Consider the following 15,734-nt stretch of genomic DNA (forward strand, 5'->3'; position numbering starts at 1 on the left):
ATTAAAGCAGTTTTTTTATAGATTCGAAATTTTTTGCCTTCTCTTAAAGCAGTAGCATACTCGTTAATTTTTCTTAGTCGATGATTAACACCTGATTTTGAAATTGGTCCATTTGGAACTACTTCTCCCAATTCCTTCAGTGAAATTTCTGGATGAGACAGGCGAGCTAGCGCAATTTCACGCAACTTAGGTGGTAACTGATTTAATCCAATCTGATCTTTAATGAAATTAATATTAACAACTTGCCGATTAGAAGCATCAGCAATCTTATTTAAATTAGCATTTTCACAATTAACGATGCGATTCACAGAGTTTCGCATATCACGAACGATTCGAATATCCTCAAACTTTAGCATCGCACTAGTTGCACCAATTAATGATAAAAACTCACCAATTTTTTCAGCTTCCTTTAAATAAGTAATATAACCACTACGACGTTCAGTTTTGCGGGCATTTAAATGATACCGATTGGTCAATTGACAAATCAAATCATTCTGTTCTTCATACAAAGAATAAATTTCCAGATGATAACGGCTTGTTTCAGGATTATTAACTGAACCAGCGGCCAAAAAAGCTCCTCTTAAATACGAGCGAATCTGACTATCACGATGAAGTAAACCAACTGCTGCTTGTCGAGTAATTTGATGTCCATCAAAAATTCCTAAATCAGTTAAAACTTCCTCTGTCCCCTTTTTTAAACGCACAATGTATAAATTATTTTTCTTGAGTTTCATTTTCCGTCGAACTAAGACTTCACTTTCAATTGCGTAAAGCTTTTTCAACAAACGATAAATTCGGCGAGCAATTGCTGGATTCTCTGACTGAACATTTAAAACAAAACGATGATTTGCCAAGCTCAAAGATCCACTCATCATAATCAGCGCCATTAATTCAGCTTTAGCATTCATTTGACGAACTTCAAGCAAAGTTAGCTCTTTTTTGACATCACTTGCAAAAGACAAACCTATCGCTCCTTTCTTTAATTAAATTCATCATCAATCCAGGAAAGCGGTCGACTAGTCAACTTCATTAATTCGTCAACAACTTGATTACCGTTATGGAAAACACCGTGTCCACGTAATTCAAGAAAATTATCGGAAATTACCCGACAGCCCTGCGCACGCAATCCATTAAAATCATGTTTAACTTGATACAAATATTCATCATATTTTTGATGATCCAAATAATCATGCGGGACCGGTTGCGTATTTACTAAAACCGTATCAATAAAGTTTTTGCCTAAATGACGATTCAAAACTCGAACATGATCAGCATCGCTAAAATGCTCTGTCTCTCCCTTTTGAGTCATAATATTGCAAATATAAACAACCTCAGCTTGCGTTTGACAAACAGCTGCTCCTACGTTAGAAATCATTAAATTTGGTAAAATACTGGTGAAAAGGCTGCCTGGTCCTAACACGATTTGATCGGCATGTAAAATAGCATCAATCACTTCTGGCACAGCTGCCGGCCGCTTATTTGTTGCAGCAGTTACCCAAACTCGTTCAATCATTTTTCCAGCTGCAGAAATTTCAGACTCTCCACTAAGTTGGGTGCCATCCTTAAAAACAGCATTCAAAACCAAAGGCTCATTTGATACCGGATAAATATGGCCGTCAACTTTCATCATTTTAGCCAATTCTTGAACTGCATTAAAAATTCCGTCACCATTCATTTCCGATAAAGCAGCAATAATTAAATTGCCAATTGCATGACCGGAAAAAAATTTATCTTGTGAATCAAAGCGATATTGAAAAATCTTTTTGTAGATTTCTGGGAGATTTGAAAGTGCTGCCAACACATTACGAATATCTCCAGGTGGCACAACATTAATAAAGTCACGAATTACACCGGAAGATCCCCCATCGTCAGCAACAGTTACCACGGCAGTAATTTCCGCCTTTTGTTGGCGAAAAGCTCGTAAAATTACTGGCAAACCGGTCCCGCCACCAATAACTACAATCCGCGGCGGCCGACGCTTGGCTTTCGTATAAAATGTCATGAGCGGTTAACAGTCTCCTTTCTGCGATCAATATCGCGATGATTGATTTTAACTGGATATTCTCCTTTTAATTCACTGCCAACTCGTTTTGCTAAAGCAACTGATCGATGTTGACCGCCCGTACAGCCAATCGCAACTGTTAAACTAGTTTTTCCCTCTTGTTCATAGCCAGGGATTATCCCTTTAAGCATTTTGATAAATAATTGATAAAAATCTTCCGTCTTTGCCGACTTCATTACGTAATCATAAACATTTTGATCAAGCCCTGTCTTATTTTTCAACGCTGGTACATAGTAAGGATTTGGCAGGAATCGAACATCCATCACAATGTCAGCATCAATTGGCAAACCATATTTAAAGCCAAAGGAAAGTACTTCGATGTGAAACGAAGCAGTCTCTGCAGTTTGAAAATTGTGAAAGATTTCTTCCCGTAATTGACGTGGTGTTAAACTGCTGGTATCGACTACTAACTGAGCTCGCATTTTAATTTCTCGCAATAAATCTCTTTCTAAACGAATTCCATCCATTAAACGGCCTTCCATCGCCAATGGATGGGAACGACGTGTTTCTTTATAGCGAGCAACAAGTTCTGCATCCGAAGCATCTAAAAATAGAATTTTAGCGTCAACAAACTCCCGGTTGCCTATATTGCGCAACATTTCCACAATTTCATCATAAAAAGCCCTAGAACGCAAATCAATTACTAACGCCACTTTATTAACTTTGCCAGATTCACGTACTAACTCCCAAAATTTTGGCAACAGTGCTGGTGGCATATTATCAACACAGAAATAGCCCAGATCTTCAAAACTCTGAACAGCCACGGTCTTACCGGCACCGCTCATTCCTGTGATCACCACCAATTGAATTGCTTTTTTCATTTTCTTCGTCCCTCTTTCAAACTTCAATGTATTATATCATGCAGGATTTATTTTTGGCTATTAATACAATAAAACCGGCTTCAAATTCAAGCCGGCTTCAAATTTATTCTTAAATTATTCAACTACCCGCCGTTCAAATGGGTCAGAAGAAATTCCTTCTGCTAAAATCTTTTTGCACCATTCCTGAGCCGAAAATAATGAATGATCCCGGTAATTGCCACAACTCTTAATATCAGTAGCTGGAACATCTTCCCAAGATGCCTTGACAATTTGTTCGAGCGACCACTTCAAAGCTTTAGCAACTGTTTGTGTGTCATGTTCACCCCAGACGATCAGATGAAAACCAGTGCGGCAACCAAACGGCGAACAATCAATGACCCCTGGCAATTGATCACGAATATAACCAGCCAGCATATGCTCAATGGTATGCAAACCACCTGTTGGAATTGCATTTTCATTGGGTTGTACTAAACGGAGATCATAATTAGAGATTTTATCGCCCTGAGGACCTGTTTCAACCGTAATTAACCGAACATAAGGTGCTTTGACGGCAGTATGATCTAAAGTAAAACTTTCAACTTTTGCCACTTAAATCCCTCCAATACATATTCAACTTAACTCTAATCATTTTAAGTTAAAAATGCAAGTATCGCTTTATTTACTGTAAAGATTTCATCCGCTCCAACACTTGCTTCAAATAAAAACCGGTATAGCTATCTTTAACTTGAGCAATTTCTTCTGGAGTTCCGGTTGCCACGACTTTCCCGCCGCCATCACCGCCTTCTGGACCTAAATCGATCAAATAATCGGCACTTTTGATCACATCTAAATTGTGTTCAATCACTAAAACTGTATTTCCTTTATCAACCAGACGTTGCAAGACTTGCAACAAACGCCGAATATCTTCACTATGCAAACCAGTTGTTGGTTCGTCTAGAATATAGAAAGTTTGCCCGTTTGATTTGCGATGCAATTCAGCGGCAAGCTTCATTCGTTGTGCTTCACCACCAGATAAAGTTGTTGCTGGCTGGCCCAGCTTAACATACCCAAGGCCAACATCAACAATTGTTTGTAATTTATGACTAATTTTGGGAATTGCTTTAAAAAATTCAAGTGCCTCGGCAACAGTCATATCTAAAACTTGGGCAATATTTTTTCCCTTATATTCAATTTCCAGTGTCTCAGAGTTATAACGCGTCCCATGACAGACTTCGCAAGGAACATAAACATCTGGCAAGAAGTTCATTTCAATTTTAATGATCCCATCACCATGACAAGCTTCACAACGGCCACCCTTTACATTAAAACTAAAGCGACCTTTTCCATAACCGCGCATTTTAGCTGCATTAGTTTGCGCAAATAAAGCGCGAATATCGTCAAAAACACTGGTGTAGGTTGCAGGATTACTACGCGGTGTCCGACCAATCGGTGTTTGATCAATATCAATCACTTTTTCCAAATTTTCAATGCCAGTGATTTTGCGATACTTTCCTGGCTTAGCTGAACTGCCATTTAATTTTTGCGCTAAGGCCCGTTTTAGAATCAAGTTAACTAAAGTTGATTTTCCCGATCCTGAAACGCCAGTAACGACCGTCAGTGTACCTAACGGAAAACTCACATCAATATTTTTTAGATTATTAGCGGCAGCTCCAAAAAGTTTAACAAACTTACCATTGCCAATCCGTCTTTTAGCCGGCACTGGAATAAAACGCTTGCCAGCTAAATATTTGCCCGTCAATGATTTACTGGAACGAGCAACTTGTTTTGGCGTACCGGCTGCCATTATCTGACCGCCATGACTGCCGGCGCCCGGACCCATATCAATTAGATAGTCAGCAGCTTTCATCGTATCTTCATCGTGTTCAACAACAATCAACGTATTTCCCAGATCACGCATTTGCTTTAAAGAAGCAATTAACCGATCATTGTCACGCTGATGCAAGCCAATTGACGGTTCGTCTAAAATATATAGCACACCCGATAAATTTGAGCCAATTTGCGTTGCTAGTCGTATTCGTTGTGCTTCGCCACCCGACAAAGTCCGTGCTGAACGGCTTAATGTTAGATATGCTAGACCAACATTCACTAAGAAGGACAAGCGATCAATAATTTCCTTTAAAATGGGCTGAGCAATTTTTTGCTGCTGAGTTTTAAACTTAAGTTCTTTAAAAAAGGTGAGTGCTTGTTGAATGTTATAATCCGACACCTCGCCAATATTTTTTTGACCGATCTTAACGGCTAACGCTTGTCGATTTAATCGATAACCATGGCAAGTCTGACAAGTTAAACTCGTTAGATATTTCCGCATAACATCACGCGTAAAATCACTATTGGTTTCATGATAGCGACGGTTGATATTTGGAATTACACCTTCAAACTGAGTATCAACATCGCGCACCCCGCCAAAATCACTTTCATAATGGAAATGAAAAGTTCGACGCGGCTGACCAAATAAAAGCTGTTTTTGTTGTGCGGCAGATAACTGATTAAATGGCACATCCAGCGGAATCTTAAATGCCTGACAAGCTTGTTTTAATAAAGCTGGATAGTAATTAGAACTAATTGGATTCCAGGGAACAATGGCTCCTTGAGCGAGGGTTTTAGTCGGATCTGGGACAATCAAATCTTGGTCGACTTCTAACTTGATGCCTAAACCATCGCAATCAGGACAAGCTCCAAAAGGAGCGTTAAAAGAAAACAGGCGCGGTTCCATTTCGCTAATTGTAAAGCCGCAATAAGGGCAGGCAAAATTCTCTGAGAATTGTAGCATTTCACCATTAATTACATCAACATTCAAATAACCATTAGATAATCGTAAAGCAGCCTCAACCGAATCAAATAACCGCGAACGAATCTGAGGTTTAATAATCAAACGATCAACCACCACGTCAATTGCATGCTGTTTATTCTTTTCAAGTTGCGGTACTTGATCAAGATCATAGGTCTGCCCATCAACTCTAACGCGAACAAAGCCCGACTGTTTAATCTTATTCAGAACATTTTTTTGTTGACCTTTTTTAGACCGCACAACTGGAGCTAACAATTGGACCTTGGACCGTTCTGGTAATTCTAAAATTCGATCGACCATTTGTTCCGGCGATTGGCTGGTAATCAAATGACCATCATTCGGACAAATCGGGGTTCCGACTCGCGCCCACAGTAAACGCAAATAGTCATTAATTTCAGTAACAGTTCCAACTGTCGAACGCGGATTTTTAGAAGTAGTTTTTTGATCAATTGAAATTGCTGGTGACAAACCATCGATCGCATCTACATCTGGTTTGTTCATTTGCCCTAAAAACTGCCGCGCGTAAGCCGACAAACTTTCAACGTAGCGGCGCTGTCCTTCAGCATATAAAGTATCAAATGCCAATGAGCTTTTACCGGATCCCGACAAGCCAGTAATAACTACCAGTTTATTTTTAGGAATCGTTACATCAATATTCTTCAAATTATGTGCCCTGGCACCATGAATCACTATCTTATCTTGACTCAAGTTAGTGTTTGCCTCCCTTTTTGCTTTGACCTTTTAGTTCAATGATCGTATCACGCAAAGTCGCAGCTGCCTCAAAATCAAGTTTCTTAGCGGCTAAACGCATTTGTTCTTGCAAATCATTTAGCATTTGGTGCTGTTCATTCGGTGCTAAATCAGCGAAAGCCTTTTCTGTTAGACTTTGTTGATGTCTATCTTTCTCTTTGACCGGTTTACTGATCGAAATTAAATCACGAATTTTCTTTTTGATTGTATGCGGAGTAATTTGATGTTGCTTATTATATTCTTCTTGAATTTGTCGGCGTCGTTTAGTTTCCTCAATGGCTGCCTTCATTGAATCAGTAATCTCATCAGCATACATAATCACCTTACCATGCTCATTTCGAGCTGCTCGACCAATCGTTTGAATCAAAGAGCGCTCACTGCGTAAAAAACCTTCCTTATCGGCATCAAGGATCGCAACTAACGAAACTTCTGGCACATCAATTCCTTCCCGTAATAAGTTAATTCCTACAAGTACATCAAACTTCCCTAGACGTAAATCACGAATAATTCGCGTCCGCTCAAGCGTTTTAACATCTGAATGTAAATACCTGACTTTGATCTGCAATTCTTTAAGATAATCAGTCAGATCTTCCGCCATTTTTTTAGTTAAAGTTGTCACAAAAACACGTTCGTGGCGTTCAATTCGCAAATTAATCTCACCGACTAAGTCATCCATTTGTCCCATGATTGGCCGAACCTCGATTACTGGATCTAACAAACCAGTCGGCCGAATGATCTGTTGCACGACCTTATCTGTTTGAGCCAATTCATAAGGGCCTGGCGTAGCCGACATATAAACCACTTGATGGACGTGCTTTTCAAATTCATTTAAAGTCAACGGCCGATTATCAAGGGCGCTTGGTAACCGAAAACCATAATCAATCAGCATTTGTTTCCGTGCTCGATCACCATGATACATTCCACGAACTTGCGGCATTGTCACGTGTGATTCGTCGACAACTAGCAAAAAATCTTTAGGAAAGAAATCTAATAAAGTATATGGGGGCTCTCCCGGTTTTCTTCCATCCATATGTCGCGAATAATTTTCAATTCCGGAGCAATAGCCCATTTCTCGCATCATTTCAATGTCATAAGTCGTCCGTTGCTCCAAACGTTGTGCTTCAAGCAACTTGCCAGCGGTTTTTAGTTCAGTTAAACGGGCTGCTAACTCAGCCTGAATTTGTTTAAGTGCCCGTTCCATTGTTTTTTCATTAGTCATAAAGTGCGTTGCTGGAAAAATCGAAACATGTGTCCGCTCAGTAATGATCTCACCGGTTAATGCATCAAACTCACAAATTCGATCGATCTCATCACCAAAAAATTCAATCCTTAAAGCATGTTCATCCCGTGAAGCTGGAAAAACATCGACAACATCACCATGTACACGAAAACGGCCACGTTGAAAATCAACATCGTTCCGCTCAAATTGAATACCGACTAGTTGCCGCAACAACTGATCACGCTCCAATTGTTGCCCTTGACGCAAGGACAATGTATGGGTTTTATATTCATGAGGATCACCTAAACCAAAAATCGAGGAAACTGAGGCAACGACAATTACATCATTGCGCTCTAACAGTGAACTAGTTGCTGAATGACGTAATTTATCAATCTCATCGTTGATACTTGCATCTTTTTCGATGTACGTATCACTTGAAGGTACATATGCTTCAGGTTGGTAATAATCATAATAGCTGACAAAATATTCGACCGCGTTATGCGGAAAAAACTCTTTAAACTCACTATACAATTGTCCAGCCAGTGTCTTATTGTGAGCCAAAACTAAGGTGGGTCGATTAATTTTTTGAATGACATTTGAAATCGTAAAAGTTTTACCTGTGCCAGTTGCCCCCAACAGGATCTGTGCTTTTTTACCAGCTAAAATACCTTGAGTAAGCTGCTTAATTGCTTGTGGCTGATCACCAGTTGGCTGATATGAAGAAACTAATTCAAACTTGTGATCTGTTTGTCTTTCAATCACTGACTGTCCCTCACTTTTTATTTCAGATAAAAGATGGGCCATGACACAAGCACCTTGTCACAGTCCATCATCATGCTTATTCATTTTAACACAGCGAACATACTTTCGCACGCACCGACTACTAAAATGCTATTTGCTAGTAAACTCTTCAATCATTTTAGTTCTTAGTTCACGAATTCGTTTTGACCAAAAGACATCATAAATATCAGGATTTTTCAACCGCAGACAAGCTTCTGGTAACTCTTTAACCTTCGCTTGAGAATAAGCTTTAACTTCCAAAGTCTTTGGCTGTTGATAGACCAGCTTGCCAGCAGTATAAATTTGTTGGTGTAATGGTTTTAATTTCCAATTTTTCAAGCGACGAATTTGAATCGTTTTATTTGGATCTGAATTGTAGATTCGACTATTAGCTCGAACCTTTTCATCGGCTGCCAACAGCAAATCACCACGGGCCTTGCCCTCTTCATCATAAAGACGATAAGGATGTTTAAAACCCGGAATGGTCGTCTTTTCAACTGTATTGCTCAGCTTGATTTTAGGAATGATTTTGCCTTCTTCTTGGATCGCAACCATTTTATAAACGCCGCTGAGAACTGGATCTGAAGCAGCAGTAATCATTTTTTCACCAACACCAAAACTATCGACCTGAGCCCCTTCTTCTAAAACATTTTGAATAACTTCTTCATCGAGAGCATTGGAGATTGTAATAGTAGCTGATTCAAAGCCAGCTTGGTCAAGCATTTTGCGTGCTTGACGGGTCAGATAAGTAATATCACCAGAATCAATTCGAATTCCAAATGGGCCATCAATTCCTTGCCGTTTTAACTGCCGAAAGACTTCAATAGCATGCGGAACACCTGAATTTAAGACATCATACGTATCAACTAATAACAAACAATTATGCGGATAAACACGCATCCAAGCTTCAAATGCTTCTATTTCACTTGGAAAAGACTGAACCCAGCTATGAGCCATTGTCCCCATTGGCTTTAGCCCAAACTCTTTAGCACTTAAAACATTAGCAGTTCCAAAACAACCACCAATAACAGCCGCCCGTGCTCCATAGGTAGCAGCATCTGCTCCTTGTGCACGCCGTGAACCGAACTCCATAACTTTACGGCCGTGAGCAACCATGCAAACTCGGCGAGCCTTAGTCGCAATTAAAGACTCATGATTGATAATATTCAACAGCATCGTTTCTAAAAGCTGAGCTTGTAATAATGGTCCTCTAACGGTCAACAATGGTTCATTTGGAAAAGCTGGTGTACCTTCCTTCATTGACCAAACATCACATTTGAAATCAAAGTTTTCCAAATACTTCAAAAATTTTTCTTCAAAAGTCCCCAATTGTCGTAAAAATTTAATATCTGAATCACTAAAATACAAGTTACTGAGATAATTAATAACTTGATCTAACCCCGTATAAACAACTAATCCTCCTTGATCAGGGACTTTTCTAAAGTACAAATCAAAATAACCAATTTTTTCAGGATTTTCTTTAAAAAATCCATTAGCCATCGTCAGTTCATAAAAATCTAACAACAGCGTTAAATTACGCGTCTTCATCTTTTCCTCCAAACAATTCTGTCAAGACATCCTTAAAAAACAAGGTATACTAATGCGTCTAACATGTCAAGTCTGATCTTTGCCAATGCTGTCAAACTAAAGATAATGGTTGCTAATTCAGTTAAGTGTTTTTAAAAAAATTAAAAAAAACGACCTCAAGTTGCTTAAACTAGCATCCTAGTTTAAGCAACTTGAAGCCGAATCACTAATTCAAAACAAATTTATTGTTCAGCAAATTGGTTCAAAGCTGCCTCAAATGCTTTGCGTTTAGCAAAAGCCTCAGCTTGCTTGTCAGCCTGGGTACCAATATAAAATTTAATTTTTGGTTCAGTTCCAGAAGGCCGAACAGCAATCCAAGAACCATCAGCTAAGTAATATTTCAAAACATTTGACTTTGGTAAATCAATGTCAACTGTGGTTCCATCAGCCAATTTCTTTTGTGAGTTTTGAAAATCAGCAGTCGCCACAACTTTTTGCCCAGCGAAATCTTTTGGAGCTTCCTGACGGAACTTATTCATCAAGTTGGCAATTTTTTCTGGGCCATCAATTCCATCAAAGGTAATTGGTGTTGTTTTTTCGGCAAAGAAGCCATACTTTTCAAATAACTCCTGTAGACCATCATATAAATTCATCCCACGACTCTTATAATCAGCAGCAACTTCTGCTAACATCACTAACGACTGGATCGCATCCTTATCACGGACAAATGGACGAATCAAATAACCATAACTTTCCTCAAAACCAAACATGAACGTCTGTGAGCCAGTTGCTTGGAAATTTTTGATTTGTTCTGCAATAAACTTAAAACCGGTTAAAACATCGACCATCTTAACCTGATAATCTTGAGCAATCGCTGTAGCAAACTCACTTGAAACAATTGATTTGACTGCCGCTGCATTTTTCGGCAATCTCTGTGCTGCTTTGCGAGCTTTCAAAATATAATTTAACATTAAGGCCGCAATCTGATTGCCCGTCAATAATTGATATTCACCATTTGGTTGACGAACTGCTACTCCTAATCGATCAGCATCTGGATCAACGGCAATCAATAAATCAGCATCCTCTTTTTTACCCAGCTTGATTGCCAAATCAAAAGCTTCTGGAAATTCTGGATTAGGATGAACGACTGTTGAAAACTCAGGATCTGCAACTGCTTGTTCCTTGACCATAGTGAAATTAGTAAAACCAGCTTGCTTTAAAGCTTTTTCACCTAACATTGCTCCAGTCCCATGCAAAGGAGTAAAAATTAATTTTAAAGTTTTACCTTCTTTAGCAACTAACTTCCGATTAATCGTGACCTGGTCAAGTTCCGCTAAGTAAGCTTGATCAACATCATCACCAATAATTTTCATTAAGCCAGTTGCTTTTAACTGCTCTTCATCAACTACTTTAATTGCGAATAAATCATCAGCTTGACGAACATATTTAGTTATTAAATCTGATTCTTTAGGTGGCATCTGACCACCATCGGGGCCATAAATTTTATAACCATTGTATTGTTTTGGATTATGACTAGCTGTGATCATAATTCCGGCATATGTTTTTAAATGCCGAACAGTAAACGACAATTCTGGCGTTGGACGCAAGCTTTCAAAAACAAAACTGGGAATTTGATGTGCTCCCAATACCCGGGCTGCTTCATGGGCAAAATCTTTGGAATGGTGACGAGAATCAAAGCTGATTGCCACACCTTGTTGCTTTGTTTTTTCATCAAGTGTATCCATAAAGCGAGCTAACCCCTCTGTTGCTTGACGAACAGTATAGATATTCATGCAATTAATGCCTGCACCAATCACCCCCCGCATTCCAGCGGTACCAAACTCAAGTGGTGCATAAAAAGCCTCTGCTTGCTTTTCAGGTTGATCCTTGATTGCCATTAATTCAGCCTTTAATTCGGGATCAAGTTTTGGATATTTGACCCAAGTTTGATAAGTATTTTGCCAACTCATGATACCACTCTCCTTAAAAAATAATCACAATTTATTTCAAGTTAAGTATACTATAAAAATGCTTTAAAATAAAAAACATCCTAAAAAGGATGCCTGCTCAAAACTTAAATTAATCTTTCAACGATTCTAAATAATTATAGGCATTTTGCCCCGCTATTCCACCATCACCGACTGCTGTAGCAATTTGACGCAACTGCTTTTTTCGTACATCACCAATTGCAAAAATTCCTGGCACAGAAGTCTCCATTTGATCGTTGGTCAAAATCCAGCCAGCTTGATCAGTGATTCCTAAATCAGCAAACGGTTCACTGACTGGCAACAAGCCAACGTAAATGAAAACCCCATGAACTGGAACTTCCTGATCTTTACCAGATTTTTTATTATGCGTCATTACGCTGGTAACCTTTTTTCCATCACCTTTAATCTTGGTCACAATCGTATTCCACGTAAACTTGATTTTGGAATTAGCAAAAGCTCGATCTTGTAAGATTTTTTGAGCCCTTAACTGATCACGGCGGTGAATAACATTGACTTCAGAAACCAGCTGAGCCAAATATGAACTTTCTTCAATTGCTGAATCACCGCCACCAACTACAATCACATCCTGATTCTTAAAAAAAGCACCATCACAAACTGCACAGTAAGAAACTCCTCGACCACTATATTCTTTTTCACCGGGGACACCTAATTTTTTATATTGGGAACCAGTTGCAATAACTAAAGCTTCGGTTTCAAATTCGCCATTATCAGTTTTAATTAATTTTTTTCCAGTTTCATCAACTGTTACTTTTTCGACATTTCCATAGGCAAATTCTGCAGAAAATTGAGTTGCACTGGCATACATTTCTTTGGCTAAATCGGGGCCTAAAATAGATTTAAATCCCGGATAATTTTCGACTTCGGCAGTATTATTCATTTGGCCGCCATAGATTCCACGATCAAGCAGCAGAACTGACAAATTAGCTCTTGAAGCATACAAAGCAGCCGTCATGCCACCAGGTCCAGCGCCAATGACGATCACATCATAATGTTTTGCTTCCACACTTGCTCCTTCTTTCTTCTATTATTTTATATCCAAACTAAGCACAAATTAGATTATATCTAACAAATAACTTAACGCAATTTTTCTGCTCCTATTCTGATCTTCCTTCGCGTTGCATTAATTCTGCAATTACTTGTTTGACATTCCGGTCATTGTATAAAACATCGTAAATAGCTTCAGTAATTGGCATTTCAATTTGCTGCTGTTGAGCTAATTCATAAGCAGCCTTGGTCGTTGATATTCCTTCAATCACCATTCCCATATTATTAATAACTTCTTTTAAGGGAATACCTTTTCCTAGTTGATTACCGGCCCGCCAATTACGCGAATGAACACTCGTACAGGTCACAATCAAGTCGCCAACACCAGATAGGCCAAGAAAAGTTTTGGCTTTTGCTCCCATTGCGACGCCTAAACGGGAAATTTCAGCTAATCCCCGCGTCATCAAGGCTGCTTTCGCATCATCACCGTAGCCTAAACCATGCAACGCCCCCGCTCCTAAAGCAATAATATTTTTAAATGCTGCTCCTAATTCAACTCCAATAATGTCGTCATTAGTATAGACCCGAAAATAATTATTCATAAACAATTGTTGAACCGTCTTTGCCGTAGTTAAATCTTTAGCAGCTGCTGTAATCAAAGTAATATCTTTACGAGCAACTTCTTCAGCATGACTTGGCCCTGATAAAACAACAATTCCAGTACAGTCATTAGCTGGTATTTCTTCTTCAATGACTTGTGAAATTCTTTTATGTGTTCCCAGCTCCAGTCCTTTGCTAACATGAACAATTAGCGGTTTTTTAGTTTGTTGCTGCAAAATTTGATCAATTTTGCCAGCTACATCACGCACAGCCTTGGTTGGCACCGCAATAATTACTACATCTTTACCAGCAACTGCTAATTGAAGATCGGCCGTTGCAACTAACCGTTGATCATATTTTAACTCCGGCAAATAATGCCGATTTGTATGCTGTTCATTCAGTTCTTTGACTTGGTCACTTTCTCTGGTCCAGATTTGAACCTTCAAACCATTTTGAACTAAAACATTAGCCAGAACGCTTCCCCAAGATCCAGCGCCAATGACAGCTACTTTATCAATTTTCAAAATATTCACTCCTAAACTTCTTGATCAAACCGTGTAACTCCATCTAGATACCAAGGTTCTAATGGATGCCAGTATCGCCGTGCCAATAGCCAACAAATTGCTCCAATGAAAAGCACCACGGATAGCCACTGTGAAACCCGCAATGATTCAAGCATTAAACTGTCAGTCCGCATTCCTTCAATAAAGAAACGACCAAAGGAATACCAAATAACGTAACTAAAGAAAACTTCGCCACGTTTAAATAGCTTTTGCCGATGACGCAAACTGATCAAAACAATAAAGCCTAAAATATCCCAAAGTGATTCATAAAGAAAAGTTGGTTGATAATAAACTCCATTAATTTTCATCTGTTGAATAATAAAGGTCGGCAAATGCAAATCTTGTAAAAATGTCAGCGTTGTTGGTCGTCCGTGAGCTTCTTGATTCATAAAATTACCCCAGCGACCAATTCCTTGTGCCAAGATAACAGTCGGGGCCGCTACATCCAAAAATAACCAGACTGGTACATTGCGATGGCGACAAAAAAAGATAACTACGATAATTGCTCCAATCAAGCAACCATAAATCGCAATTCCACCATCCCAAATTTGATAGACTTCATTAAGATGCTGGCTGTAATATGACCATTGGAAAGTTACATAATATAACCGAGCTGTAATTAATGAAATTGGAATTGCCCAGAGAATATAATCATAAAAAACATCTTCATCCAATCCGCGTCGTTGACCTTCTCGAACTGCCAGAAAAACTGCCAAGACAACTGCACTGGCAATAATAATACCATACCAATGGACCTCAAGATCACCTAATTTAAAAGCAATTGGATTTAATGCACCTAATATCAAATTCAAGCTTTGCACTTCCTTAATTATTATTTGTAGAGTTTTCTTTGATCAAAGCATTTAAATTTCTTTCAAATGCCTTGGTAGCATCATAACCCATTGTTTTTGCACGATAATTCATTGCTGCAGCTTCAATAATAATCGCTAAGTTGCGTCCAATTTTAACCGGAATCGAAATTTTGGGAATGTCTACATCAAATAGTCGAACTTTTTGTTCCGCACTACCCAAACGATCAAACTGTTTATCAGGTCCCCAATTCTCTAAATGAACAATCAATGAAATTTCTGTTTCTGTCCGAACTGCTCCGGCTCCAAATAAATTCATCACATCAATGATTCCAATTCCTCTAATTTCCAAAAGATGTCGCAAAATTTGAGGAGCCTCACCTATAATCGTCTGTTCATCCTTTTGATAAACCTCAACTCGATCATCAGCAATTAAACGATGTCCACGTTTAATCAGATCCAGGGCTGTTTCAGATTTGCCAACCCCAGAATCACCTGTGATCAAAACCCCTAAGCCATAAATGTCGACTAAAACGCCATGCATTGAACGGCGCTGTGCTAAACGTGATTCTAAAAAATCCGTCATTTTAGAAGAAAGTCGAGTGGTTGGTAATTTCGAACGTAGAACTGGAATCTGAGTGGCTTGAGCAGCCTGATTAAGTTCTTCTGGCACAGGCAGATAACGTGAAATTACGAAGCACGGAGTCACATCTGCTTGGCAAAGCTTTTTCATAACGGTTTGTTTTTTATTTTCTTCCATTTTACGGGCATACGAAATCTCCGTCATTCCCAGCAGTTGAATCCTTTCAGCTGGATAATATT

At 39.0% G+C, this 15,734-nt stretch carries 12 protein-coding genes; all 12 read right to left on the reverse strand.

What is annotated here, in order from left to right; all coding sequences use genetic code 11:
* On the reverse strand, window positions 1-962 hold a 962-nt coding region (whiA, locus tag ON15_RS03155; protein WP_010580035.1), incomplete at its 3' end, for a DNA-binding protein WhiA.
* A gap of 17 nt (window positions 963-979) precedes the next feature.
* Window positions 980-2,002 (reverse strand): gluconeogenesis factor YvcK family protein, encoded by a 1,023-nt coding sequence (locus ON15_RS03160; RefSeq protein ID WP_010580036.1) that lies wholly within the window; start codon window positions 2,000-2,002, stop codon window positions 980-982.
* Window positions 1,999-2,883 (reverse strand): RNase adapter RapZ, encoded by an 885-nt coding sequence (gene rapZ / locus ON15_RS03165; protein ID WP_010580037.1) that lies wholly within the window; start codon window positions 2,881-2,883, stop codon window positions 1,999-2,001. Before rapZ ends, ON15_RS03160 begins: the two co-directional genes overlap by 4 nt.
* Window positions 2,884-2,997: 114 nt before the next feature.
* Window positions 2,998-3,471: an S-ribosylhomocysteine lyase gene (locus ON15_RS03170; protein WP_010580038.1), complete on the reverse strand. Its 474-nt coding sequence runs from the start codon at window positions 3,469-3,471 to the stop codon at window positions 2,998-3,000.
* Between the two features lie 70 nt (window positions 3,472-3,541).
* Window positions 3,542-6,379, reverse strand: a complete 2,838-nt coding sequence (gene uvrA / locus ON15_RS03175) for an excinuclease ABC subunit UvrA (RefSeq protein WP_010580039.1) — start codon at window positions 6,377-6,379, stop codon at window positions 3,542-3,544.
* A 1-nt stretch (window position 6,380) separates the two neighbouring features.
* On the reverse strand, window positions 6,381-8,402 hold the full coding sequence (uvrB, locus tag ON15_RS03180) for an excinuclease ABC subunit UvrB (protein WP_026049461.1): 2,022 nt from the start codon (window positions 8,400-8,402) through the stop codon (window positions 6,381-6,383).
* A gap of 129 nt (window positions 8,403-8,531) precedes the next feature.
* Window positions 8,532-9,968, reverse strand: coding sequence for a nicotinate phosphoribosyltransferase (locus ON15_RS03185; RefSeq protein WP_010580041.1), 1,437 nt, complete (start codon window positions 9,966-9,968; stop codon window positions 8,532-8,534).
* Between the two features lie 221 nt (window positions 9,969-10,189).
* Entirely contained in the window at window positions 10,190-11,917 is a 1,728-nt protein-coding gene (locus tag ON15_RS03190) for a phospho-sugar mutase (RefSeq protein ID WP_010580042.1), read from the reverse strand.
* A 109-nt stretch (window positions 11,918-12,026) separates the two neighbouring features.
* Entirely contained in the window at window positions 12,027-12,959 is a 933-nt protein-coding gene (gene trxB, locus ON15_RS03195) for a thioredoxin-disulfide reductase (protein WP_010580043.1), read from the reverse strand.
* 91 nt (window positions 12,960-13,050) lie between these two features.
* Window positions 13,051-14,064, reverse strand: a complete 1,014-nt coding sequence (locus tag ON15_RS03200) for an NAD(P)H-dependent glycerol-3-phosphate dehydrogenase (RefSeq protein WP_010580044.1) — start codon at window positions 14,062-14,064, stop codon at window positions 13,051-13,053.
* 11 nt (window positions 14,065-14,075) lie between these two features.
* The gene (gene lgt, locus ON15_RS03205; protein WP_010580045.1) at window positions 14,076-14,915 is read right to left on the reverse strand and encodes a prolipoprotein diacylglyceryl transferase; all 840 of its coding nucleotides are present in this window, start codon (window positions 14,913-14,915) and stop codon (window positions 14,076-14,078) included.
* 13 nt (window positions 14,916-14,928) lie between these two features.
* Window positions 14,929-15,734: HPr(Ser) kinase/phosphatase (hprK, locus tag ON15_RS03210; RefSeq protein ID WP_010580046.1), on the reverse strand; the 806-nt coding region annotated here is incomplete at its 5' end.

This window comes from Liquorilactobacillus vini DSM 20605, assembly GCF_000255495.1.
GTDB lineage: Bacteria > Bacillota > Bacilli > Lactobacillales > Lactobacillaceae > Liquorilactobacillus > Liquorilactobacillus vini.

Coding starts and splice junctions, on each gene's coding strand:
- ON15_RS03185 (WP_010580041.1), bottom strand. CDS start 9,968: ATGAAGACGCGTAATTTAACGCTGTTGTTAGATTTTTATGAACTGACG.
- ON15_RS03160 (WP_010580036.1), bottom strand. CDS start 2,002: ATGACATTTTATACGAAAGCCAAGCGTCGGCCGCCGCGGATTGTAGTT.
- ON15_RS03190 (WP_010580042.1), bottom strand. CDS start 11,917: ATGAGTTGGCAAAATACTTATCAAACTTGGGTCAAATATCCAAAACTT.
- rapZ (WP_010580037.1), bottom strand. CDS start 2,883: ATGAAAAAAGCAATTCAATTGGTGGTGATCACAGGAATGAGCGGTGCC.